This is a genomic window from Dechloromonas denitrificans (genome assembly GCF_001551835.1).
Classification (GTDB): Bacteria; Pseudomonadota; Gammaproteobacteria; order Burkholderiales; family Rhodocyclaceae; genus Azonexus; species Azonexus denitrificans.
Genome location: NZ_LODL01000040.1, coordinates 91,742 through 107,679 on the forward strand (window position 1 = coordinate 91,742; position 15,938 = coordinate 107,679).

Annotated in this window: 18 protein-coding genes; 7 read left to right on the forward strand and 11 right to left on the reverse strand. The window is 64.7% G+C overall.

The genetic code is table 11. The annotated features are described in order from the left end of the window. Nucleotides 1–16 precede the first annotated feature (16 nt). The 4 genes from AT959_RS19215 to AT959_RS21310 form a co-directional block, all read right to left on the reverse strand. A complete protein-coding gene (locus tag AT959_RS19215) occupies nucleotides 17–823 on the reverse strand; it encodes a uracil-DNA glycosylase (protein WP_066887018.1) in 807 nt (268 codons plus the stop codon). Beyond that, nucleotides 820–1,281, reverse strand: coding sequence for a ribosomal protein S18-alanine N-acetyltransferase (gene rimI, locus AT959_RS19220; RefSeq protein ID WP_240481895.1), 462 nt, complete (start codon nucleotides 1,279–1,281; stop codon nucleotides 820–822). Before rimI ends, AT959_RS19215 begins: the two co-directional genes overlap by 4 nt. Further along, nucleotides 1,278–1,967, reverse strand: coding sequence for a tRNA (adenosine(37)-N6)-threonylcarbamoyltransferase complex dimerization subunit type 1 TsaB (gene tsaB / locus AT959_RS19225; protein ID WP_066887021.1), 690 nt, complete (start codon nucleotides 1,965–1,967; stop codon nucleotides 1,278–1,280). Before tsaB ends, rimI begins: the two co-directional genes overlap by 4 nt. Nucleotides 1,968–2,057: 90 nt before the next feature. Next, a complete protein-coding gene (locus tag AT959_RS21310) occupies nucleotides 2,058–2,234 on the reverse strand; it encodes a hypothetical protein (protein ID WP_157651366.1) in 177 nt (58 codons plus the stop codon). A gap of 274 nt (nucleotides 2,235–2,508) precedes the next feature. Between AT959_RS21310 and ompR the strand changes: the two genes are divergently transcribed. Then, nucleotides 2,509–3,237, forward strand: coding sequence for an osmolarity response regulator transcription factor OmpR (gene ompR / locus AT959_RS19235; protein ID WP_066887026.1), 729 nt, complete (start codon nucleotides 2,509–2,511; stop codon nucleotides 3,235–3,237). Next, the gene (locus tag AT959_RS19240) at nucleotides 3,234–4,538 is read left to right on the forward strand and encodes an ATP-binding protein (RefSeq protein ID WP_240481896.1); all 1,305 of its coding nucleotides are present in this window, start codon (nucleotides 3,234–3,236) and stop codon (nucleotides 4,536–4,538) included. Before ompR ends, AT959_RS19240 begins: the two co-directional genes overlap by 4 nt. On the opposite strand, the gene AT959_RS19245 is transcribed toward AT959_RS19240, so the two are convergent. The 7 genes from AT959_RS19245 to ispD form a co-directional block, all read right to left on the reverse strand. Next, nucleotides 4,528–5,370 carry an HDOD domain-containing protein gene (locus AT959_RS19245; RefSeq protein WP_066887028.1) on the reverse strand — a complete coding sequence of 281 codons (843 nt, stop codon included), beginning with the start codon at nucleotides 5,368–5,370 and terminating at the stop codon, nucleotides 4,528–4,530. The two genes, AT959_RS19240 and AT959_RS19245, sit on opposite strands and share 11 nt — an antisense overlap. Beyond that, nucleotides 5,367–5,687 carry a hypothetical protein gene (locus tag AT959_RS19250; RefSeq protein ID WP_066887031.1) on the reverse strand — a complete coding sequence of 107 codons (321 nt, stop codon included), beginning with the start codon at nucleotides 5,685–5,687 and terminating at the stop codon, nucleotides 5,367–5,369. The genes AT959_RS19245 and AT959_RS19250 overlap by 4 nt, the downstream gene beginning before the upstream one ends. After that, nucleotides 5,684–8,569 carry an EAL domain-containing protein gene (locus tag AT959_RS19255; protein WP_157651367.1) on the reverse strand — a complete coding sequence of 962 codons (2,886 nt, stop codon included), beginning with the start codon at nucleotides 8,567–8,569 and terminating at the stop codon, nucleotides 5,684–5,686. The genes AT959_RS19250 and AT959_RS19255 overlap by 4 nt, the downstream gene beginning before the upstream one ends. A 67-nt stretch (nucleotides 8,570–8,636) precedes the next feature. Further along, nucleotides 8,637–9,863, reverse strand: coding sequence for an HD-GYP domain-containing protein (locus AT959_RS19260; RefSeq protein ID WP_066887036.1), 1,227 nt, complete (start codon nucleotides 9,861–9,863; stop codon nucleotides 8,637–8,639). Continuing rightward, the gene (gene thpR / locus AT959_RS19265) at nucleotides 9,860–10,435 is read right to left on the reverse strand and encodes an RNA 2',3'-cyclic phosphodiesterase (RefSeq protein WP_066887039.1); all 576 of its coding nucleotides are present in this window, start codon (nucleotides 10,433–10,435) and stop codon (nucleotides 9,860–9,862) included. Before thpR ends, AT959_RS19260 begins: the two co-directional genes overlap by 4 nt. Next, entirely contained in the window at nucleotides 10,425–10,907 is a 483-nt protein-coding gene (ispF, locus tag AT959_RS19270) for a 2-C-methyl-D-erythritol 2,4-cyclodiphosphate synthase (protein ID WP_066887042.1), read from the reverse strand. The genes thpR and ispF overlap by 11 nt, the downstream gene beginning before the upstream one ends. Continuing rightward, nucleotides 10,904–11,590, reverse strand: a complete 687-nt coding sequence (gene ispD / locus AT959_RS19275; RefSeq protein ID WP_066887044.1) for a 2-C-methyl-D-erythritol 4-phosphate cytidylyltransferase — start codon at nucleotides 11,588–11,590, stop codon at nucleotides 10,904–10,906. The genes ispF and ispD overlap by 4 nt, the downstream gene beginning before the upstream one ends. Nucleotides 11,591–11,631: 41 nt before the next feature. Here ispD and AT959_RS19280 point away from each other — a divergent pair, with 41 nt between their 5' ends. From AT959_RS19280 to AT959_RS21315, 5 genes are read left to right on the forward strand one after another with little or no spacing between them, the layout of a single operon-like run. After that, nucleotides 11,632–12,888, forward strand: a complete 1,257-nt coding sequence (locus AT959_RS19280; protein ID WP_066887045.1) for an MgtC/SapB family protein — start codon at nucleotides 11,632–11,634, stop codon at nucleotides 12,886–12,888. A gap of 10 nt (nucleotides 12,889–12,898) precedes the next feature. Next, entirely contained in the window at nucleotides 12,899–13,705 is an 807-nt protein-coding gene (gene amrB / locus AT959_RS19285) for an AmmeMemoRadiSam system protein B (protein ID WP_066887047.1), read from the forward strand. After that, on the forward strand, nucleotides 13,698–14,246 hold the full coding sequence (gene amrA, locus AT959_RS19290) for an AmmeMemoRadiSam system protein A (RefSeq protein WP_066887049.1): 549 nt from the start codon (nucleotides 13,698–13,700) through the stop codon (nucleotides 14,244–14,246). The genes amrB and amrA overlap by 8 nt, the downstream gene beginning before the upstream one ends. After that, nucleotides 14,243–15,337: an AmmeMemoRadiSam system radical SAM enzyme gene (gene amrS, locus AT959_RS19295; RefSeq protein ID WP_066887051.1), complete on the forward strand. Its 1,095-nt coding sequence runs from the start codon at nucleotides 14,243–14,245 to the stop codon at nucleotides 15,335–15,337. The genes amrA and amrS overlap by 4 nt, the downstream gene beginning before the upstream one ends. Then, a complete protein-coding gene (locus tag AT959_RS21315; protein ID WP_066887054.1) occupies nucleotides 15,334–15,927 on the forward strand; it encodes a dienelactone hydrolase family protein in 594 nt (197 codons plus the stop codon). Before amrS ends, AT959_RS21315 begins: the two co-directional genes overlap by 4 nt. The last annotated feature ends 11 nt before the right edge of the window (nucleotides 15,928–15,938 follow it).

Sequence of the window (15,938 nt, forward strand, 5' to 3'; positions counted from 1 at the left end):
GAACCGGGCGCAGCGTTCAGAAAGGCAGTTCGGGCACCGCCTGATCGCGCAGCAGACGCCGCGCAAACAGCAGATCTTCCCAGGCCTTCGCCTTTTCCGGCAGATTGCGCAGCAGATAGGCCGGATGATAGGTCACCACCACCGGTATTCCCGCATATTCGAAACGTTTGCCACGCATCGTTCCGAGCGCCTTATCGTCGTGCAGCAGCGAATGCACTGCGGCCTTACCGAGCAACACGATGATCTTCGGCTTGAGCAGCGCGATCTGGCGTTCGAGATAAGGTCGGCAGGCGGCCATCTCGGCCGCTTCCGGCGTACGGTTGCCGGGTGGCCGGCATTTCACCGCATTGCCGATGTAGACCTTGTTACCACGCGCAATATTGAGCGCGGCCAGCATGTTGTCGAGCAGCTTGCCGGCCTGGCCGACAAACGGCTCACCCTGCACATCCTCGTCGGCGCCCGGGCCTTCACCAATGAACAGCCAGTCGGGATTGAGATCGCCGACACCGAGCACGGCCTGCTTTCGTTGCTGACAGAGCGGGCAGGCCCGGCACTCGGCAACCGCCCGGGTCAATTCCGGCCAATTCATGGCGTCGACCGCAGCATTCGCCGCTTGGAGCGCAACAGCAGGCGGCGATGCCGGCGGTTGCGAGGCAGGTTTATCAAGCGGTGGCGGCGAAGGTCTTGCCTCGACAGATGGTGCCGCTTCGATGGGCATCTCTACCGGCGATTCCGCCGGCTCAACGGCTTGCGCCGTCTCGCGCAGCTTCCAGATTGGCGAAATGCCCATTTCGACGAGCATTTGTTCGCGGCTCAGACTCATGCCAGTTCCTTGTCAAAAACCAGCCCATCCTCGCGCCCGATGGCGGCCGGATAGTAGCCCTTGCGCAGGCCGATCTGGCGAAAGCCGAAATGGTGGTACAGATCGACCGCCCGCTCATTCGACGGCCGAACTTCGAGGAAGAGCTTGTTCGCGCCGCCGAGTCGCGCGCATTCCATGGCGTGCCGCAACAGCCGGGCGCCGTAGCCCAGCCCCTGGTAACGCTGGCAGACTCCGATATTGAGCAGGTGCGCTTCGTCAATGACCGACATGACGACCGAAAAACCGATCAGGTCACCGCCCAGCCGGCAAACCCAGACACTGTGACCAGCCGTCAGCGAATCGGCGAAATTGCCGCGCGACCACGGGAATGCCTGGAGCGATGCTTCGAGCGCTGCGACGCTGTCAAGGTCGCGCTCGTTCATCGGAAAAAATTCGGCGGCGATATTCGGTACGCTCACGCCCGCCCCCCCTCGCTCAGGCGCTCGGCCACGGTCTTGGCCACCTTGTCGCGAACATAGAGCGGCGCCGCCAGCGCGGCATCGATCCATTCGCCGCGCACCGCTTGCGACGCAGCAAGGCGGACCAGCGCCGCCGCGGTCGGCAGAATGCCGGCCTGCGTCGTAATGCCGGCCGCAATCAGGCGTTCCTGCAAGGCCGGATAAGCCGCTGCGGCATTGCCGCAGGCCAGCCAGCCGGCATCGGCAGGCAGCTCGATATCACCCGGTGCGGCCACCCGGATTTCGCCTTGCAATTGATAGGTATCGCCGTCGCGCCTGTAGGTACCGGCGTACACCTCGCCCATCCGCGCATCGAGCAAGGCCAGCACCCGCTCGGCGGCGCTCAGTTCAGCAATGGCGGCCAGACTGGTGATGGGAATCAGCGGAATATCGGCCGCCACCGCCAGGCCCTGGGCAGCACCGCAAGCCACCCGCAGGCCGGTAAAGGCGCCCGGGCCAACACCGAAGGCGATGGCATCGAGCAGGGCAATCTTCAGGCCCGCTTCGCCGAGCAGTTCGCGGACCAACGGCAACAGGGTTTCGGAATGCGAGCGACCGGCCGGGCAAAAGCGTTCGGTGATCTGGCCGTCGCGCCACAGCGCGCAGGAGCCAAGTTCGGTGGAGGTTTCGAGAGCAAGGATCAGCATGGGGCCGCATTTTACCGGAGCGGCAGCCTGGCCGGGGCAAGGCATTGCGCCAGGCGGCGCTAACAAATGCCGCGGCAGCCAGCGAACGCCTTAGTTATCCCGCCGTCCATCTCGCCCTTCCCGCTCCTGAACGGCACGCTGTTCGCGCATTTCCTCGCGCATGCGGCGCCGGTCTTCCGGCGGCACATCCTGCCAGCGTCGGGGCCCACCTTCTTCACGGCGGAACTCGCGATCCTGCTGCCAGTGTTCGCGCATCTGCTGCCGCATTTGCCGGCGCTCCTCGGGCGGCAAGTCCCGCCACTGCCCGTCGGCCCATACGCCACCCACCGGGCCGAGCAGACCCAGGAGCAACAAGGTGGGGAGGAGAATCCGGCGTTTCATGGCGATGACGAGCGTTTCGATGTGCAGGTGCGATCATTGTCCATCGCAGGCCGCCAGACAAGGCGAGCGAGATGTAAAAATATGTTTCCCGGAGCCGGTCCGACAATCCTTGTTACCATTTATTGCGCTTCATTCACCGTCTGCAATTATCCTTGCCTGCATGAGCGAACAAAACACCCACCTTCTCGTCGTCGACGACGACGCCCGCCTGCGCGACCTGCTGACCCGCTACCTCGGCGAGCAGGGCTTTGACGTCAAGGCGGTGGCCGACGGCCAGCAAATGGACAAGCTGCGCAGCCGCGAACATTTTCATCTGATCGTGCTCGACCTGATGATGCCGGGCGAAGATGGCCTGAGCATCTGTCGCCGCCTGCGCGGCACCGGCGACCTGACACCGATCATCATGCTGACCGCCAAAGGCGACGAAGTGGACCGCATTGTCGGGCTCGAAATGGGAGCCGACGACTACTTGCCGAAGCCCTTCAACCCGCGCGAATTGCTCGCCCGCATCCATGCCGTGCTGCGCCGCCAGGGCAACCGCCCCCCCGGTGCACCAGATGATGGAGCCGAAAATATCCGCTTCGGCAATCTCGAAGTCGACCTCGCCGCCCGGACATTGAAACGCGGCGACGAACTGCTCCCGCTGACCACCGGCGAGTTTGCCGTCCTCAAGGTGCTGCTTCACCACCCGCGCCAGCCGCTCTCCCGCGACAAGCTGATGACGCTGGCTCGCGGCCGCGAACAAGGGCCGTTCGACCGTGCCATCGACGTTCAGGTCTCCCGGCTGCGCAAGCTGATCGAAGTCGATCCGGCCCAGCCGCGCTACCTGCAGACGGTCTGGGGCTTCGGTTACGTTTTCGTCCCGGACGGCACCGCACGCGACGCATGATGCCGCGCTCGCTGCTGGCTCGCACCTTCCTGTTGCTGGCCATGCTGGTGCTGCTGACCACGGCTGCCTGGCTCAGCCTGTTCCGCTACATGGACGCCGAGCCGCGCGCCCGGGAAACGGCGCAACTGGCCGCCTCCGCGGTGAACCTGATCCGCGCCTCGCTATTCGCCGCCGCTCCGGAAAAGCGCCTCGGGCTGTTCAACGAATTTTCGACCCGCGAAGGCATCCGCCTGCTGCCGGCCGAGCCGGAAGATGAGATCGAGGCGATGCCCGACAGCCGCTTCCACCGCCTGCTGCAACGCGAACTGGCCAGCCGGCTCGGCGACCACACGCGGATCGCGGCCAGTGTCGATGGCGTGCGCGGCTTCTGGGTCAGCTTCCGGCTGGAAGAACACGATGACGAGGAATACTGGTTGATCCTGCCGCGCGAACGTGCGGCGCGCAGCTTTGCCAGCCACTGGCTGACCTGGGGCCTGCTCGCCACCCTGCTCGCCCTCGCCGTCGCCTGGCTGATCGCCTCAAGGATCAGCCGGCCGCTGAAAGCCATGGCCAAGTCGGCCGAAGCGGTCGGTCGGGGCCAGAGGCCGCCCCCCCTTCCGGAAGACGGGGCCGTCGAACTGCGCCGGCTGGCCACCGCCTTCAATGCGATGGCGGCCGATCTCGAACGCCATGACAAGGATCGCTCGGAAGTGCTTGCCGGCATATCGCACGACCTGCGCACGCCACTGACCCGGCTTCGCCTCGAAGCCGAGCTCAGCGTCAGCGACGACAGCGCCCGCCAGGCGGTGGTCGCCGACATCGAACAGATGGAAGCCGTGATCTCGCAGTTCATGGACTACGCCCGCGCCGAATCCGGCGAAGCCGCCGAGCCGACCGACCTCACCGCCCTGCTCGCGACGCTGGCCGAACGCCAGGGCTACATCGGCCGCCCGCTGGCGCTGGAGCTTGCCCCGCTGCCCGATATCAGACTGCGCCCGAAAGCCTTGACCCGGGCGCTGACCAATCTGCTCGACAATGCCTGGAAATACGGTGGCGGCGACGTCACGCTGAAGGCTGCTGCGGTGGACAATGAAATCCGGGTCGAAATCAGCGATCGCGGGCCGGGCATTCCGGCAGGCGAAGTGGAACGCCTGAAGCGCCCGTTCACCCGGCTCGACACGGCGCGCACCAACGCCAGCGGCACCGGCCTAGGCCTGGCCATCGTCGAGCGGGTGGCGCGCCTGCACGGCGGCCGTTTCGAGCTGCTGGCCAACCCGGATGGCGGCCTGCTCGCCCGCTTGAGTCTGCCGATCAGCCGCTAAGCGCCTGACAGGTTTCTTCCATGCTCCGCTCGATCTGCGGCAGCAGCGTGGCCAGCTTGGCCTGATCCATGCCGAGCCGGTTCCAGGCGGTGCGATCGAGCGGCATCAGCATTTCCTCCGGCTGGCGGGACAAGCCGAGGGCATGAGCCATGGCATCGGCCAGATGGATCAGGTCGGCCAATGAACTCGCCGGCGCCCCGGCTGGCGCATGGTGGTCGGCCACCGCCTCGTGCAGGGAATCGGGAAAACGCCAGGTTTCGGCCAGCAGGCCGCCGACCTCGGCGTGGTCCATGCCCAGCACGTCGCGCTCGGCCTCGACCAGGAAACAGTCATGCTGCTTGCGGTAAGCGAGCACTGCGACGTACTGCGGCGAAAAGTTGGAAGCCAGCACCAGTTCACCGATGTCGTGCAGGATACCGGCGGTGAAGGCGAGCTCGGCGTTATGCCCGGCCAGGGGCGCGATCGCCCGGGCCGCAAGGCCGACCGCGACGCAATGGCGCAGATAGGCAGGGGCATCGAAACCCGGGCACTGCTCTGGCCGAAAGGCACCGCTCATACCAACCGCCAGCACCATGCTGCGCACGGCCCGAAAACCGAGAACCACCACCGCCTCATTGATCGTCCCGACCCGGCTCTGCAAACCGTAGAACGAGGAGTTGGCAACGCGCAGGACGCGGGCGGTCAAACCCTGGTCGCAGGCAATCTGATGGGCGATCTGCGAAATATCGATGTCTTCCTTGCTGAAGGAAGCCAGCAATTCGGTCACGGCAGACGGCAAGGACGGCAACTGCTTGAGCCGGGCGACGACCTGATCACGGTTGAGCTGGTTCATGAACGATGCTCCATGCGGTAATCGAGCACAGCCTGATAGAGCGCCCGGGTCTCGTCACCGTCCCCCGCCTTGCGAAATATGTGGTCCAGCTGAGCGGCCAACTTGGCCCGATAGGCCGCCTGCGCCGCCGGATCTTCCTCGACGTCGTGCTCGACGGAAATTTCGGCGATCTCCCGCCGTTGCAGGCCCTGCAATATGCTTTCGCTGAGTTCCGCCCCGGCCGGCACCAGCACATGACCGGCTTCATCCAGCACGGCGGCGGCCAGCCGCAGGCCGACGACAGCATCGCTGAGCGGCAAAATTTCGACAACTTTCATTGGCCTCTCCCCTCAAGCAGCAGGAGCCAGCCGCCAGGCGAGGCTCCCGCGCCGATCTGCCGCCAGCGGCAGGCATAGTGTGCATGATTGATTCGGGCATCTGCATTGTCGCCAAGCAATGGCAACTCCGGCAACAAGTCTCGCAGCCGCTCACCGATCGCCAGCCGCCGTTCGGCGAAGGCCTTCAGCGCGGCATCGTTGACCAGCACCAGCATCCCCGCATCATCGACACCGAATACCGGCCCTGACATTTCCGCCAGCAGTTCCTGCAAGATGCCATAGCCCTGCGCTTCGGTGGTCTGCAAAAGCTGATTCTGCAGTTCAAGCCGGCGCCGCTCTTCTTCGGCATGGAGCAGCTTGCGCTCGGCCTGTTCGACCTCGTGCGACAGACGACTGTAGTCCTCGCTGATCCGGCGCTGTTCCAGGGCCTCCTCGACCGTATGCCGGAAGGCGGTCGCCTCGAAGGGCAGATGGATCACCCGATGGACCAGACCGGAGGCGCTCAGTTCGGTGACCAGCTTGCGGTTCCACTCCCGGCCGCCGGCCAGCAGGATGCGCTCGCAGAGCGGTTGCATCTGCGCTGCCAGGCGTATCACGCCGGCGGTATCAAACCCCTTGCGCGGCGAACCGCAGACCAGCACGTCGACCAGATTGGCGGCGAACCACTGCGTCACCGCCTCGATGTCATTCGCCGTGCACACCCGGTGCCCGTCGCGGTCGAGCATGGAAATGACCTCTTCACAGCCATCCACCGCAACGAACAGCGCCATCGGCTTGCGCGTGCCCGAACGCAGCAGGCTGGCCGGCAGGCACTTGTCGGCGGCCAGCAGCTCGCTCATCTCGGGCACCGCCAGCGGTCGCGAGAAGAAGTAGCCCTGAATGATGTCGCACTGGTGCGAAATGAGCAGCGCCAGTTGTTCCGGCGTTTCGACCCCTTCGGCGACGACCTTCAATTTCAGGTGGTGGGCCATGGTGATCACCGCCCGGGTAATCGAGGCATCGTCGGAATCGGCCGCGATATCCTGGACAAAGGAGCGATCGACCTTGACGGCATCGAGCGGGAACCGCTTCAAGTAAGCCAGGCTGGAATAACCGGTGCCAAAATCGTCGAGCGAAATGCTGACACCCGCTTCCTTGAGCGCAAAAAGCGTGCGGATTGCTGTATCGGCATTCTGCATCAGCATGCTCTCGGTAATTTCAAGATCCAGGCAGGCCGGCTTCAGGCCGCTCAGGGCCAGGGTTTCGCGAATGTCGCCGAGCAGCGTGTCGGACAGCAACTGGCGCGCCGACAAGTTGACCGAAATGCTCGGCATGTCGAGCCCGGCCTGCTGCCAGAGCACGGTCTGGCGACAGGCCTCCTGCAGCACCCAGCGCCCGACCGGGACGATCAGGCCGGTCTCTTCGAGCATCGGAATGAACTGATCGGGCGGCACGATGCCGCGCCGCGGATGATTCCAGCGCAGCAGTGCCTCGGCCCCGGTGATCCGACCGTTGGCGCAACTGACCTTGGGCTGGTAATGCAGCACGAACTCGTTGCGCAGCGAGGCATTGCGCAGTTCGCTTTCGAGGAATAGCCGATCGCGAATGTCGTCCCGCATCTGCCCGGAATAAAATTGGTAGGTGTTGCGCCCCTGGCTCTTGGCATGGCGGACCGCCACTTCGGCATGCGAGACCAGTTCATGTGCCGTGTCGCCATCAGCCGGGAAGAAGGCGATGCCGATGCTGGCGGTGGCGAAGACTTCCTGTCCTTCGACCCGCATCGGCAGGATCAGCGTATCGATGATGCGGCGCGCCACCGTGGCCGCGAACTGACTATCCGGCGCATCGGGCAGCAGGATGACAAAGACATCTCCTCCAATCCGCCCGATGCTGTCCGATTCGCGCAGCGAGCCGGACAGACGGGCGCCAATCTGGCGCAGCAGTTCATCGCCGGCGGTATGGCCCAGAGTCTGGTTAAGCTCGCGGAAATGATCGATATCGACCACCATGATGCCGACCGACAAGGCCGTGCGTCGGGCCAGCGCAATCAGGTGCCGGGCCTGATCGTAGAACATCAGTTGGTTGGGCAGCGCGGTCAACGCATCGAAATGGGCAAAAAACGGCAACTGACGCTGATCGGCCAGCAGACTGGTGACGTCGCTTGCCACCCCGCCGATGCTGACAACCGTACCGGCCTCGTCGCGGACCGGAAAGGTGCGCGCATGCAGCCAGCGCACGCCGCCATCCGGGCGCAGGATGCGAAAGCGCTCGTCGAGGCCGCCATGACGATGCTGCTGGAAAGCCTGCGTCAAACGCTGCTGATCATCGGTATGGACATGTTTCAGCCAGTCCATCGGATCGGCGTAGAGGGCTTCGACATAGCGCCCCCAGATTTGCGCGTAGCCCTTGCTGACGAAAGTGACGCGCCGGGTTTCGGCATCGGTCAGCCAGTAGCACTCAGGCACATTGCTGGCCAGTTGCAGGAAGCGCGCTGCGCATTCGTCGACCGGCACCTCGGGCATCGACGGCGCCTGGTTCTGGCGCAGCCGCAGCCGGGCGCATTCACGTTCGACGACCGGCAGCAGACGTGACGGGTTGCTTTTGAAAACGAAATCGCAAGCACCGTTTTCCAGCAACTCGACCGGAAACAGCTTTTGACCGCGCGCGATGGCGAGGACGACCGGCAAGCCGGGCGCCAGTTCGGCGACCAGATCGAGCGCCTCGACTGGCTCGATATCCGGCAAGGCGCAACTGAGCACGGCAATATCCCAGGCTTCGCCGTTCAGCGCCTCCCCGATTTCGCTGCGCAACGCGACTTGTCGCGAATAGACCGCGTGCCCGCCGCCTTTTAGTGCGTCGAGCAGACGTTGCGCATCCCGGGCATTGGCGTCAACCAAGAGCACCCGCAGGATTGCACTGCTTTCCGATTCCCCCTGCTCCGTCAAACAGCCCCCTGTGTATTATTTTCGGCTACTGCAGAAACCGCGAAATATCGATACCCATTTTTTCTGCCGACTCAAAACTGACGATCCGGTCGCCGCCCCCCGAACCGACCGGCCGCGACAGATCGACATCCTCGGGCGCGATGTAGTGCTGGCGCCGGCCGTCGTACATCACCCGTACCACCGGCGTCAGCAGGTGCGTCTCGGACTGCTCGACCACCACCCCCAGGCGCCCGCTCTCCAGCCGGACCAGCGTCCCGATCGGATAGATGCCGACACTCTTCAGGAAAACCTTAGTCATTTCCGGGTCGAAATGATGCTGGCTCCATTCGAACAGCTTCTGCACCGCCAGCGCCGGCGAGATGCCCTTGCGATAAACGCGGTTGGAGGTGATCGCATCGTAGACATCGACAATCGCCGCCATCCGTCCGACCGACGGGATTTCATCGCCTTTCAGGCCTTTCGGGTAGCCGCTGCCGTCGTAGCGTTCATGATGCAATTCGAGCGGCTGCATGGCCAGGACCGGGATGCCCGGCAACTGATGCATCAAATCGGAGCCGAGCACGACATGAGATTTGATGTGGCGCAGTTCCTCCTCGTTGAGCCGGGCCGGCTTATTGAGCACGGCCTGGGCCACCCGCATCTTGCCGATATCGTGAATCAGGCCGCCAAGCACGATATCGTGGATCGAATTGATTTCCATATCGACCACCTTGGCAAAGCTGGCCAGCATGGTGCAGACGCCGACCGAATGCAGGAAGGTGTAATCGTCCAGGCTTTTCAGGCGGCGCATGGTCATCATCGCCGAACTGTTGCGCATCACCGAGGCGACGATTTTTTCGATACTCGGCTTGGCGGTAACCACCTCGACCTGGCGACCGAGCCGGGCGTCTTCCATCAGGTTGCGGATGATCTTCACCGCCTCGCCGAACGCCAAGCGGGCCCGATTCATTTCCTCGGCCAGCGAAACGCGGGGTTCCGGCGTCAGCGGCCGCGCCGTCATCGCCATCTGCTCGATCTGCTGTCCAGTTTCCGCCGCCGCCTCCTGCGCGGTGGGCGCGCCGTCACCGACATCCCGGCCGCGCTCGGTATCGATGAACAACTCGCGAATCCCCGCTGCCAGCACGCGGGCGACATCGTCTTCGGACGAAATCATCAAGCTGTTAAAGGTGAACGGATGGTGCAACCAGCCGGCATTGAAGTCGCTGACATACATGCCGGGCTCAAGCAGATTGACCGGAATTTTCTTGATCATGGAACGAGCGGAAACTCCGCGAGTATCTTGTATTCAGGGCCACTGGCCGATAGCTGGGAGCGTACCAGAACAAAGCCGGTGCACGACCAGGCGAGCGGCACTATGGGCGGAAGTATTTTCGGCGGATGGGCGACGGGAATCTTGCGCAGCAGACTCAGGTGCGGCGCAAACGGTCGGCCGGCATCGGCCACGACAAAACCGGCCGCGGCCAGTTGCTGTTGCAAGGCCGCGGCCAGCCCGGGCAATTCAGATGGCGCCGCTGAGCAGCCGGCCCACAGCAGATGGTTGTGCGACCAATAGCCGAGGGTGTCGATTTGCAATTCAAACGGCGCGGCCCGGACGCTTGCTGCAGTCCGGGCCAGCAGCGGCAGACGGCTCTCGGCCACCTCGCCGAGAAAGGCCAGCGTCAGGTGGATGCTTTCCGGCCGGGTCGCCTTGCCACCCAACTGGCTGGCCGCCGAACGAGCAATGTCGGCCAGTTGTTCGACGATGGCCGCCGGCGGCCACAAGGCAAAAAAGACCCGCGCCGTGGCCGGCCGGGCTTGTGGTGCGGCTAGGCCGTCAGGTGGCACGTTCGACCAGGACGATGGCCTGCGCCTCGATCGCCTCTTCGCGGCCGAGGTAGCCCAGGCGCTCGTTGGTCTTGCCCTTGATATTGACGCACTCGGCCGCAATTCCAAGGTCGACCGCGACATTCGCCACCATCGCCGCGGCGTGCGGGGCCAGCTTCGGCTGCTGGGCGATCAGCGTCGCATCGACATTAACCGGGCGCCAACCCTTGTCTGCCAGCAAGGCGACGGCGGCCCGCAGCAGGACACGGCTGTCGGCCCCCTGGTAGCGCGGGTCGGTATCAGGAAAATGGCGGCCGATATCGCCGAGCGCCACAGCCCCGAGCAAGGCATCGGTAATCGCGTGCAACAGCGCATCGGCGTCGGAATGGCCGAGCAAGCCGGTGGCGTGCGGAATCTCGACACCGCCCAGAATCAGCTTGCGACCTTCGACCAGTTTATGGACGTCGTAACCCTGCCCGACCCGGAAATTCATTTGCGCCCCCTCAATATCATCGCGGCCAACGCCAGATCAGCCGGGTAAGTCACTTTCAGATTGGTCGTATCGCCCCGTACCAGCTTCGGCGGCAGGCCGAGGGCCTCGATGGCACCGGCCTCGTCGGTCACGGCGCTGCACTTTTCCAGTGCTTCGACCAGTCGACCGTAGCGGAACATCTGCGGCGTCTGCGCCTGCCACAGGCCATCGCGCGGCTCGGTGGCGGCGACGCGCTGGCTGGCATCGGCCCGCTTCAGGGTATCGGCGACCGGCACGGCGAGGATGCCGCCGACCGGGTCGTCGGCCAGTTCATGGAACAGCGCGGCCAGCATGTCGGCGCTCAGGCAGGGCCGGGCCGCGTCATGCACCAGCACCCAGTCATCCTCGGCGGCGACCATCGCCGCTGCCTGCAGGCCATTGGCGACGCTCTCGGCCCGGGTCGCGCCACCGCTGCGGACGGTTTCGAGCTTGGCGCCGAGTTCGGACCAGTCGTAACGGCCCCATTCGCTGTCGTCCGGCGCCAGCACGACCCAGACGCGGTCGATGTCGGGACAGGCGACCAGCGCCGCCAGGGTGTGGAAGATCAGTGGTCGGCCGAGCAGGCTCAGGTACTGTTTGGGTTTCTCGGCGCCGAAGCGGGAACCGCTGCCGGCAGCGGGAACGATTGCGAAATGACGTGGCATGGCTTAATTTTACTTAATAACGACCATAAAAGAGGAATCGCATGAGCTTCGTCGTTCCCGAACTGGCTGGCCCCGTCGAGGCTTTCTCAACGGCACTGGGGGTCGGCCTGCTGGTCGGTATGGAGCGCGAGCGGCGCCCGGATACCGCCGCCGGCCTGCGCACCTTCGCCCTGGTTGCCATGCTCGGCTGCCTGTTTGCCCTGCTCGGCGAAAAAGCCGGCGGTCCGTGGCTGCTGGTTGCCGGCCTGCTGGTCATTTCAGCCGCCATGGTCGCCTCCAACTTTTCCTCGCGGCAGGAAGAGCAGTATCGCGGCTTTACCTCGGAAGCCGCCGTCATCGTCACCTACGGGCTGGGCGCGGCAATCTGGTTCGGCTATTCGACGCTGGCCGTGATGCTCGCCATCACGACGACCATCCTGCTCTATTTCAAGGCCGAACTGCGCCAGTTCAGCGAACGGACCACGCCGAAGGACATCAATTCGATGCTGCAATTCGCGGTGCTGTCGCTGGTCATCCTGCCCATCCTGCCGAGCGAGGATTTCGGCCCATACAACGCCATCAACCCGCGCCAGATCTGGTGGATGGTGGTGCTGATCTCCGGCCTGGCGCTCGGCGGCTATCTCGCCTTGCGCATCATCGGCGCCCGGCACGGCGCCGCCCTGCTCGGCATTTTTGGCGGTCTGGCCTCGTCCACCGCGACGACCATGATGTTCTCGCGCCACGCCCGTGACCATGCCGACCTGACCCGGATGTCGGCGATCGTCATCCTGATCGCCAATGTCATGGTGATGATCCGCCTCGGCCTGATTTCCGGCGTCGTCGCGCCGGCGCTGGTGACGCCGATTGCCACCGTCTTTGCCTGCGGCATCGTGCCCGGCGTCGTGATGGCGCTCTACGGCTGGAAGATCCTCAGTGCCGGCGGCGCCTTGCCGATGCCTGAAGTCAAGAACCCGACCGAACTGAAGACCGCGATTTCCTTCGGCCTGCTCTACGCCGTCGTGCTGCTCGCCTCGGCCTGGCTGCAGGACATCGCCGGCAACAGCGGCCTTTACATCGTCGCGCTGGCCTCAGGGCTGACCGACGCCGACGCCAGCGTGCTGTCCACGCTGCGCATGTTCAACCTGGAAAAAATCTCCGGTGGCGAAGCGGTGATCGCCGTCACCCTGGCGTTGATGGCCAACCTGGTTTTCAAGATCGGGCTGGTCGTCAGCATCGGCGGCAGCCATCTCGCCCGTTACGCGCTGCCCGGCCTGATCGCCATCGGCAGCGGCATGGCCGCCGGATTGATGCTGTTGTAAGGAGACGATCATGAGCATCACCCGTCCTCCCGCCGTGGCCGGCACCTTTTATCCAGGCACCCCATCGGTGCTGGCTGCTACCGTCGATCAACTGCTCGCCGATGCCACGCCCACCGTCACCGCCCAACCCAAGGCGCTGATCGTGCCGCACGCCGGCTACATTTACTCCGGCTCGACCGCCGCCATGGCCTACGCCGCGCTGAAGCCATGGCGCGAGCAGATTCGCCGAGTGATCCTACTCGGCCCGACACATCGCGTCGCAGTCGACGGCCTGGCCCTGCCCAAGGTTGAGTTTTTCTCGACGCCGCTCGGCAATATTCGCCTTGATCTTGAGGCCATCGCCCGGCTGGCCGAACTGCCGCAGATCTCCTTCAGCGACACTGCCCACGCCTGGGAACATTCGCTGGAGGTGCATCTGCCCTTCCTGCAGCGGGTGCTGGCTGATTTTACGCTGGTCCCGCTCGCCGTCGGCCACGCCTCGCCGCGCGCCGTCGGCGAAGTGCTCGATCTGCTCTGGGGCGGCCCGGAAACCCTGATCGTCGTCAGCTCCGACCTCTCGCACTTCCTGCCCTACGCCAGCGCCCGACAGGTCGACCACGACACCTGCCAGCACATCCTGCAACTCGACACCCATATCCGCCCCGAACAGGCCTGCGGCGCCTACCCGGCCAACGGCCTGCTGCTCGCTGCCCGCCAGCGCGGGCTGGTGCCGCAACTGATCCACCTGTGCAACTCCGGCGATACGGCCGGCGACAAGGAACGGGTCGTCGGTTATGCCGCCTTTGCCTTTCACGAAACGGAAACTGGCCATGGATGAACTCGGCAAGACCCTGCTCAGCCTCGCCCGCCACGCCATCGCCGCCCATTTCGGCGAAACGGCAATGCCGGCGGTCGACCTCCCGGAATTGCACAAAATGGGCGCCTGCTTCGTCACGCTGACCCAGCAGGGCCACCTGCGCGGCTGCATCGGCACACTCGAAGCCTGGCGTCCACTCGGCGAGGATGTTCAGGAAAACGCCCGCAACGCCGCTTTCCGCGATCCGCGCTTCACGCCGCTGATTGCCGCCGAAGTCCCCATTACCCGGATCGAAGTCTCGCTGCTGACACCCGCCGTGCCAGTGGCGTTCCACGACGAAGCCGACGCCCTGGCCCAACTGCGCCCGGGGATCGACGGCGTCATCTTCACCGCCGGCCGGCACCGCGCCACCTTCCTGCCGCAAGTTTGGGAGGATCTGCCGGAGGCACGCAAATTCATGGCCCACCTCAAGCAGAAAGCCGGGCTACCCGCCGATTACTGGGGGCCGGATGTCCAGCTCGAACGCTACCAGGTGCAGAAATGGAAGGAGTCCACCCCATGAGCACCCACGAAACTCTTTACCCTGGCCGCTGGTGGCACGCCCTGCCCGACGGCCGTATCCAGTGCGATCTCTGCCCGCGCGACTGCCAGTTGCACGAAGGCCAGCGCGGCGCCTGCTTCGTTCGCCAGCGGGTCAACAACGCCATGCAGCTGACGACCTACGGTCGCTCGTCCGGCTTCTGCATCGACCCGATTGAAAAAAAGCCGCTCAACCATTTCTACCCGGGCAGCAGCATCCTGTCGTTTGGTACGGCTGGCTGCAATCTGGCCTGCCGCTTCTGCCAGAACTGGGACATTTCCAAGTCGAAGGACATGGACCGCCTGATGGACGAAGCCAGCCCACAGGCCATATCCAATGCCGCCCGGCGCTACGGGGCGGACAGCGTCGCCTACACCTACAACGACCCGGTGGTCTTTGCCGAATACGCCATCGACACCGCCCTCGCCTGCCGCGAACAGGGCATCCGCAATGTCGCTGTCACCGCCGGCTACATCCATCCGGCACCGGCCCGCGAATTCTTTGCCGTGATGGATGCGGCCAACGTCGATCTAAAGGCCTTCACCGAGAATTTCTATCACAAGCTCTGCGTCGCCCATTTGCAACCCGTGCTCGACACCCTGGCCTACCTCCACCACGAAACCGATTGTTGGGTGGAAATCACCACGCTGCTGATTCCCGGCAACAACGACAGCCCGGCCGAAATCAACGAACTGGCCAATTGGGTGATGCGCGAACTCGGCCCGGATGTGCCGCTGCATTTCACCGCCTTCCACCCCGACTGGAAGATGACCGACATCCCCGCCACGCCGCCCGAAACGCTGAGCCAGGCCCGCCGCATCGCGCTCGATACTGGCCTGCACCACGTCTACACCGGCAACGTCCATGATAGCGAAGGCGGCACCACCTTCTGCCCGAGCTGCCACGCCGCGCTGATCGTCCGCGACTGGTACGACATCCGACGTTACGATCTGACCGCCGAAGGGCATTGTCCGCATTGCCAGACCGCCCTTGCCGGCCGCTTCGGCGCCAGCCTCGGCCGCGACGGCAAGGCCTTCGGGGCGCATCGCATTGCGGTTCGCCTGGCCCCATGAAGCGCGACCTGCTGATCTCGACGCCGCATGGCCAGTTGCATGGCCAGCTCGAACTGCCCGATCAGCCGCGCGGCCTGATCCTGCTCGCCCGCGCCCACCATGCGCCGGTCGACGCCGTGATCGCGGCCAATCTGGCGGCACGCGGCTACGCCATCCTCAATATGGAACTGCTCTCGGCCCGCGAAGCGCAGTTTTCGGATGCCACGCAAAACGTGCCGCGCCTGAGCCAGCGCCTGCTCGACATCATCGACCTGATCCGCAACGACGGCGACATGCAGGACCTGTCGCTCGCCATCCTGGCCAGCGGCGATGCCACGCCGGCCGCCATCCGCACCGCCGCCCGGCGCGACACCCAGGTCAAGGTGATCGCCGGACACGGCGGCCTGATCGACCGGGCCGGGCTGCAGGCCCTTGAGCTGCTGGTCGCCCCATTGCTGATGCTGTTCGACCCCACTGACCGCCTCGGCGAAGCCGCTTTTCGGCGGGCCCTGATTCACCTGAAAGGCGTGCACGAAATGCATCTGCTGCACGCCGGCGAAAACCCGATGGCCCGGGTGGTGGCCTGGTTTTCGCAACATTTGCATGGTTGACCGCAGCAATC

Bases quoted from the DNA above. Each gene is read 5' to 3' on its own strand.
- AT959_RS19215 (WP_066887018.1), bottom strand. From the start codon at position 823: ATGAGTCTGAGCCGCGAACAAATGCTCGTCGAAATGGGCATTTCGCCA.
- tsaB (WP_066887021.1), bottom strand. From the start codon at position 1,967: ATGCTGATCCTTGCTCTCGAAACCTCCACCGAACTTGGCTCCTGCGCG.
- AT959_RS21310 (WP_157651366.1), bottom strand. From the start codon at position 2,234: ATGCGGCAGCAGATGCGCGAACACTGGCAGCAGGATCGCGAGTTCCGC.
- ompR (WP_066887026.1), top strand. From the start codon at position 2,509: ATGAGCGAACAAAACACCCACCTTCTCGTCGTCGACGACGACGCCCGC.
- AT959_RS19240 (WP_240481896.1), top strand. From the start codon at position 3,234: ATGATGCCGCGCTCGCTGCTGGCTCGCACCTTCCTGTTGCTGGCCATG.
- AT959_RS19245 (WP_066887028.1), bottom strand. From the start codon at position 5,370: ATGAACCAGCTCAACCGTGATCAGGTCGTCGCCCGGCTCAAGCAGTTG.
- AT959_RS19250 (WP_066887031.1), bottom strand. From the start codon at position 5,687: ATGAAAGTTGTCGAAATTTTGCCGCTCAGCGATGCTGTCGTCGGCCTG.
- AT959_RS19260 (WP_066887036.1), bottom strand. From the start codon at position 9,863: ATGATCAAGAAAATTCCGGTCAATCTGCTTGAGCCCGGCATGTATGTC.
- ispF (WP_066887042.1), bottom strand. From the start codon at position 10,907: ATGAATTTCCGGGTCGGGCAGGGTTACGACGTCCATAAACTGGTCGAA.
- ispD (WP_066887044.1), bottom strand. From the start codon at position 11,590: ATGCCACGTCATTTCGCAATCGTTCCCGCTGCCGGCAGCGGTTCCCGC.
- AT959_RS19280 (WP_066887045.1), top strand. From the start codon at position 11,632: ATGAGCTTCGTCGTTCCCGAACTGGCTGGCCCCGTCGAGGCTTTCTCA.
- amrB (WP_066887047.1), top strand. From the start codon at position 12,899: ATGAGCATCACCCGTCCTCCCGCCGTGGCCGGCACCTTTTATCCAGGC.
- amrA (WP_066887049.1), top strand. From the start codon at position 13,698: ATGGATGAACTCGGCAAGACCCTGCTCAGCCTCGCCCGCCACGCCATC.
- amrS (WP_066887051.1), top strand. From the start codon at position 14,243: ATGAGCACCCACGAAACTCTTTACCCTGGCCGCTGGTGGCACGCCCTG.
- AT959_RS21315 (WP_066887054.1), top strand. From the start codon at position 15,334: ATGAAGCGCGACCTGCTGATCTCGACGCCGCATGGCCAGTTGCATGGC.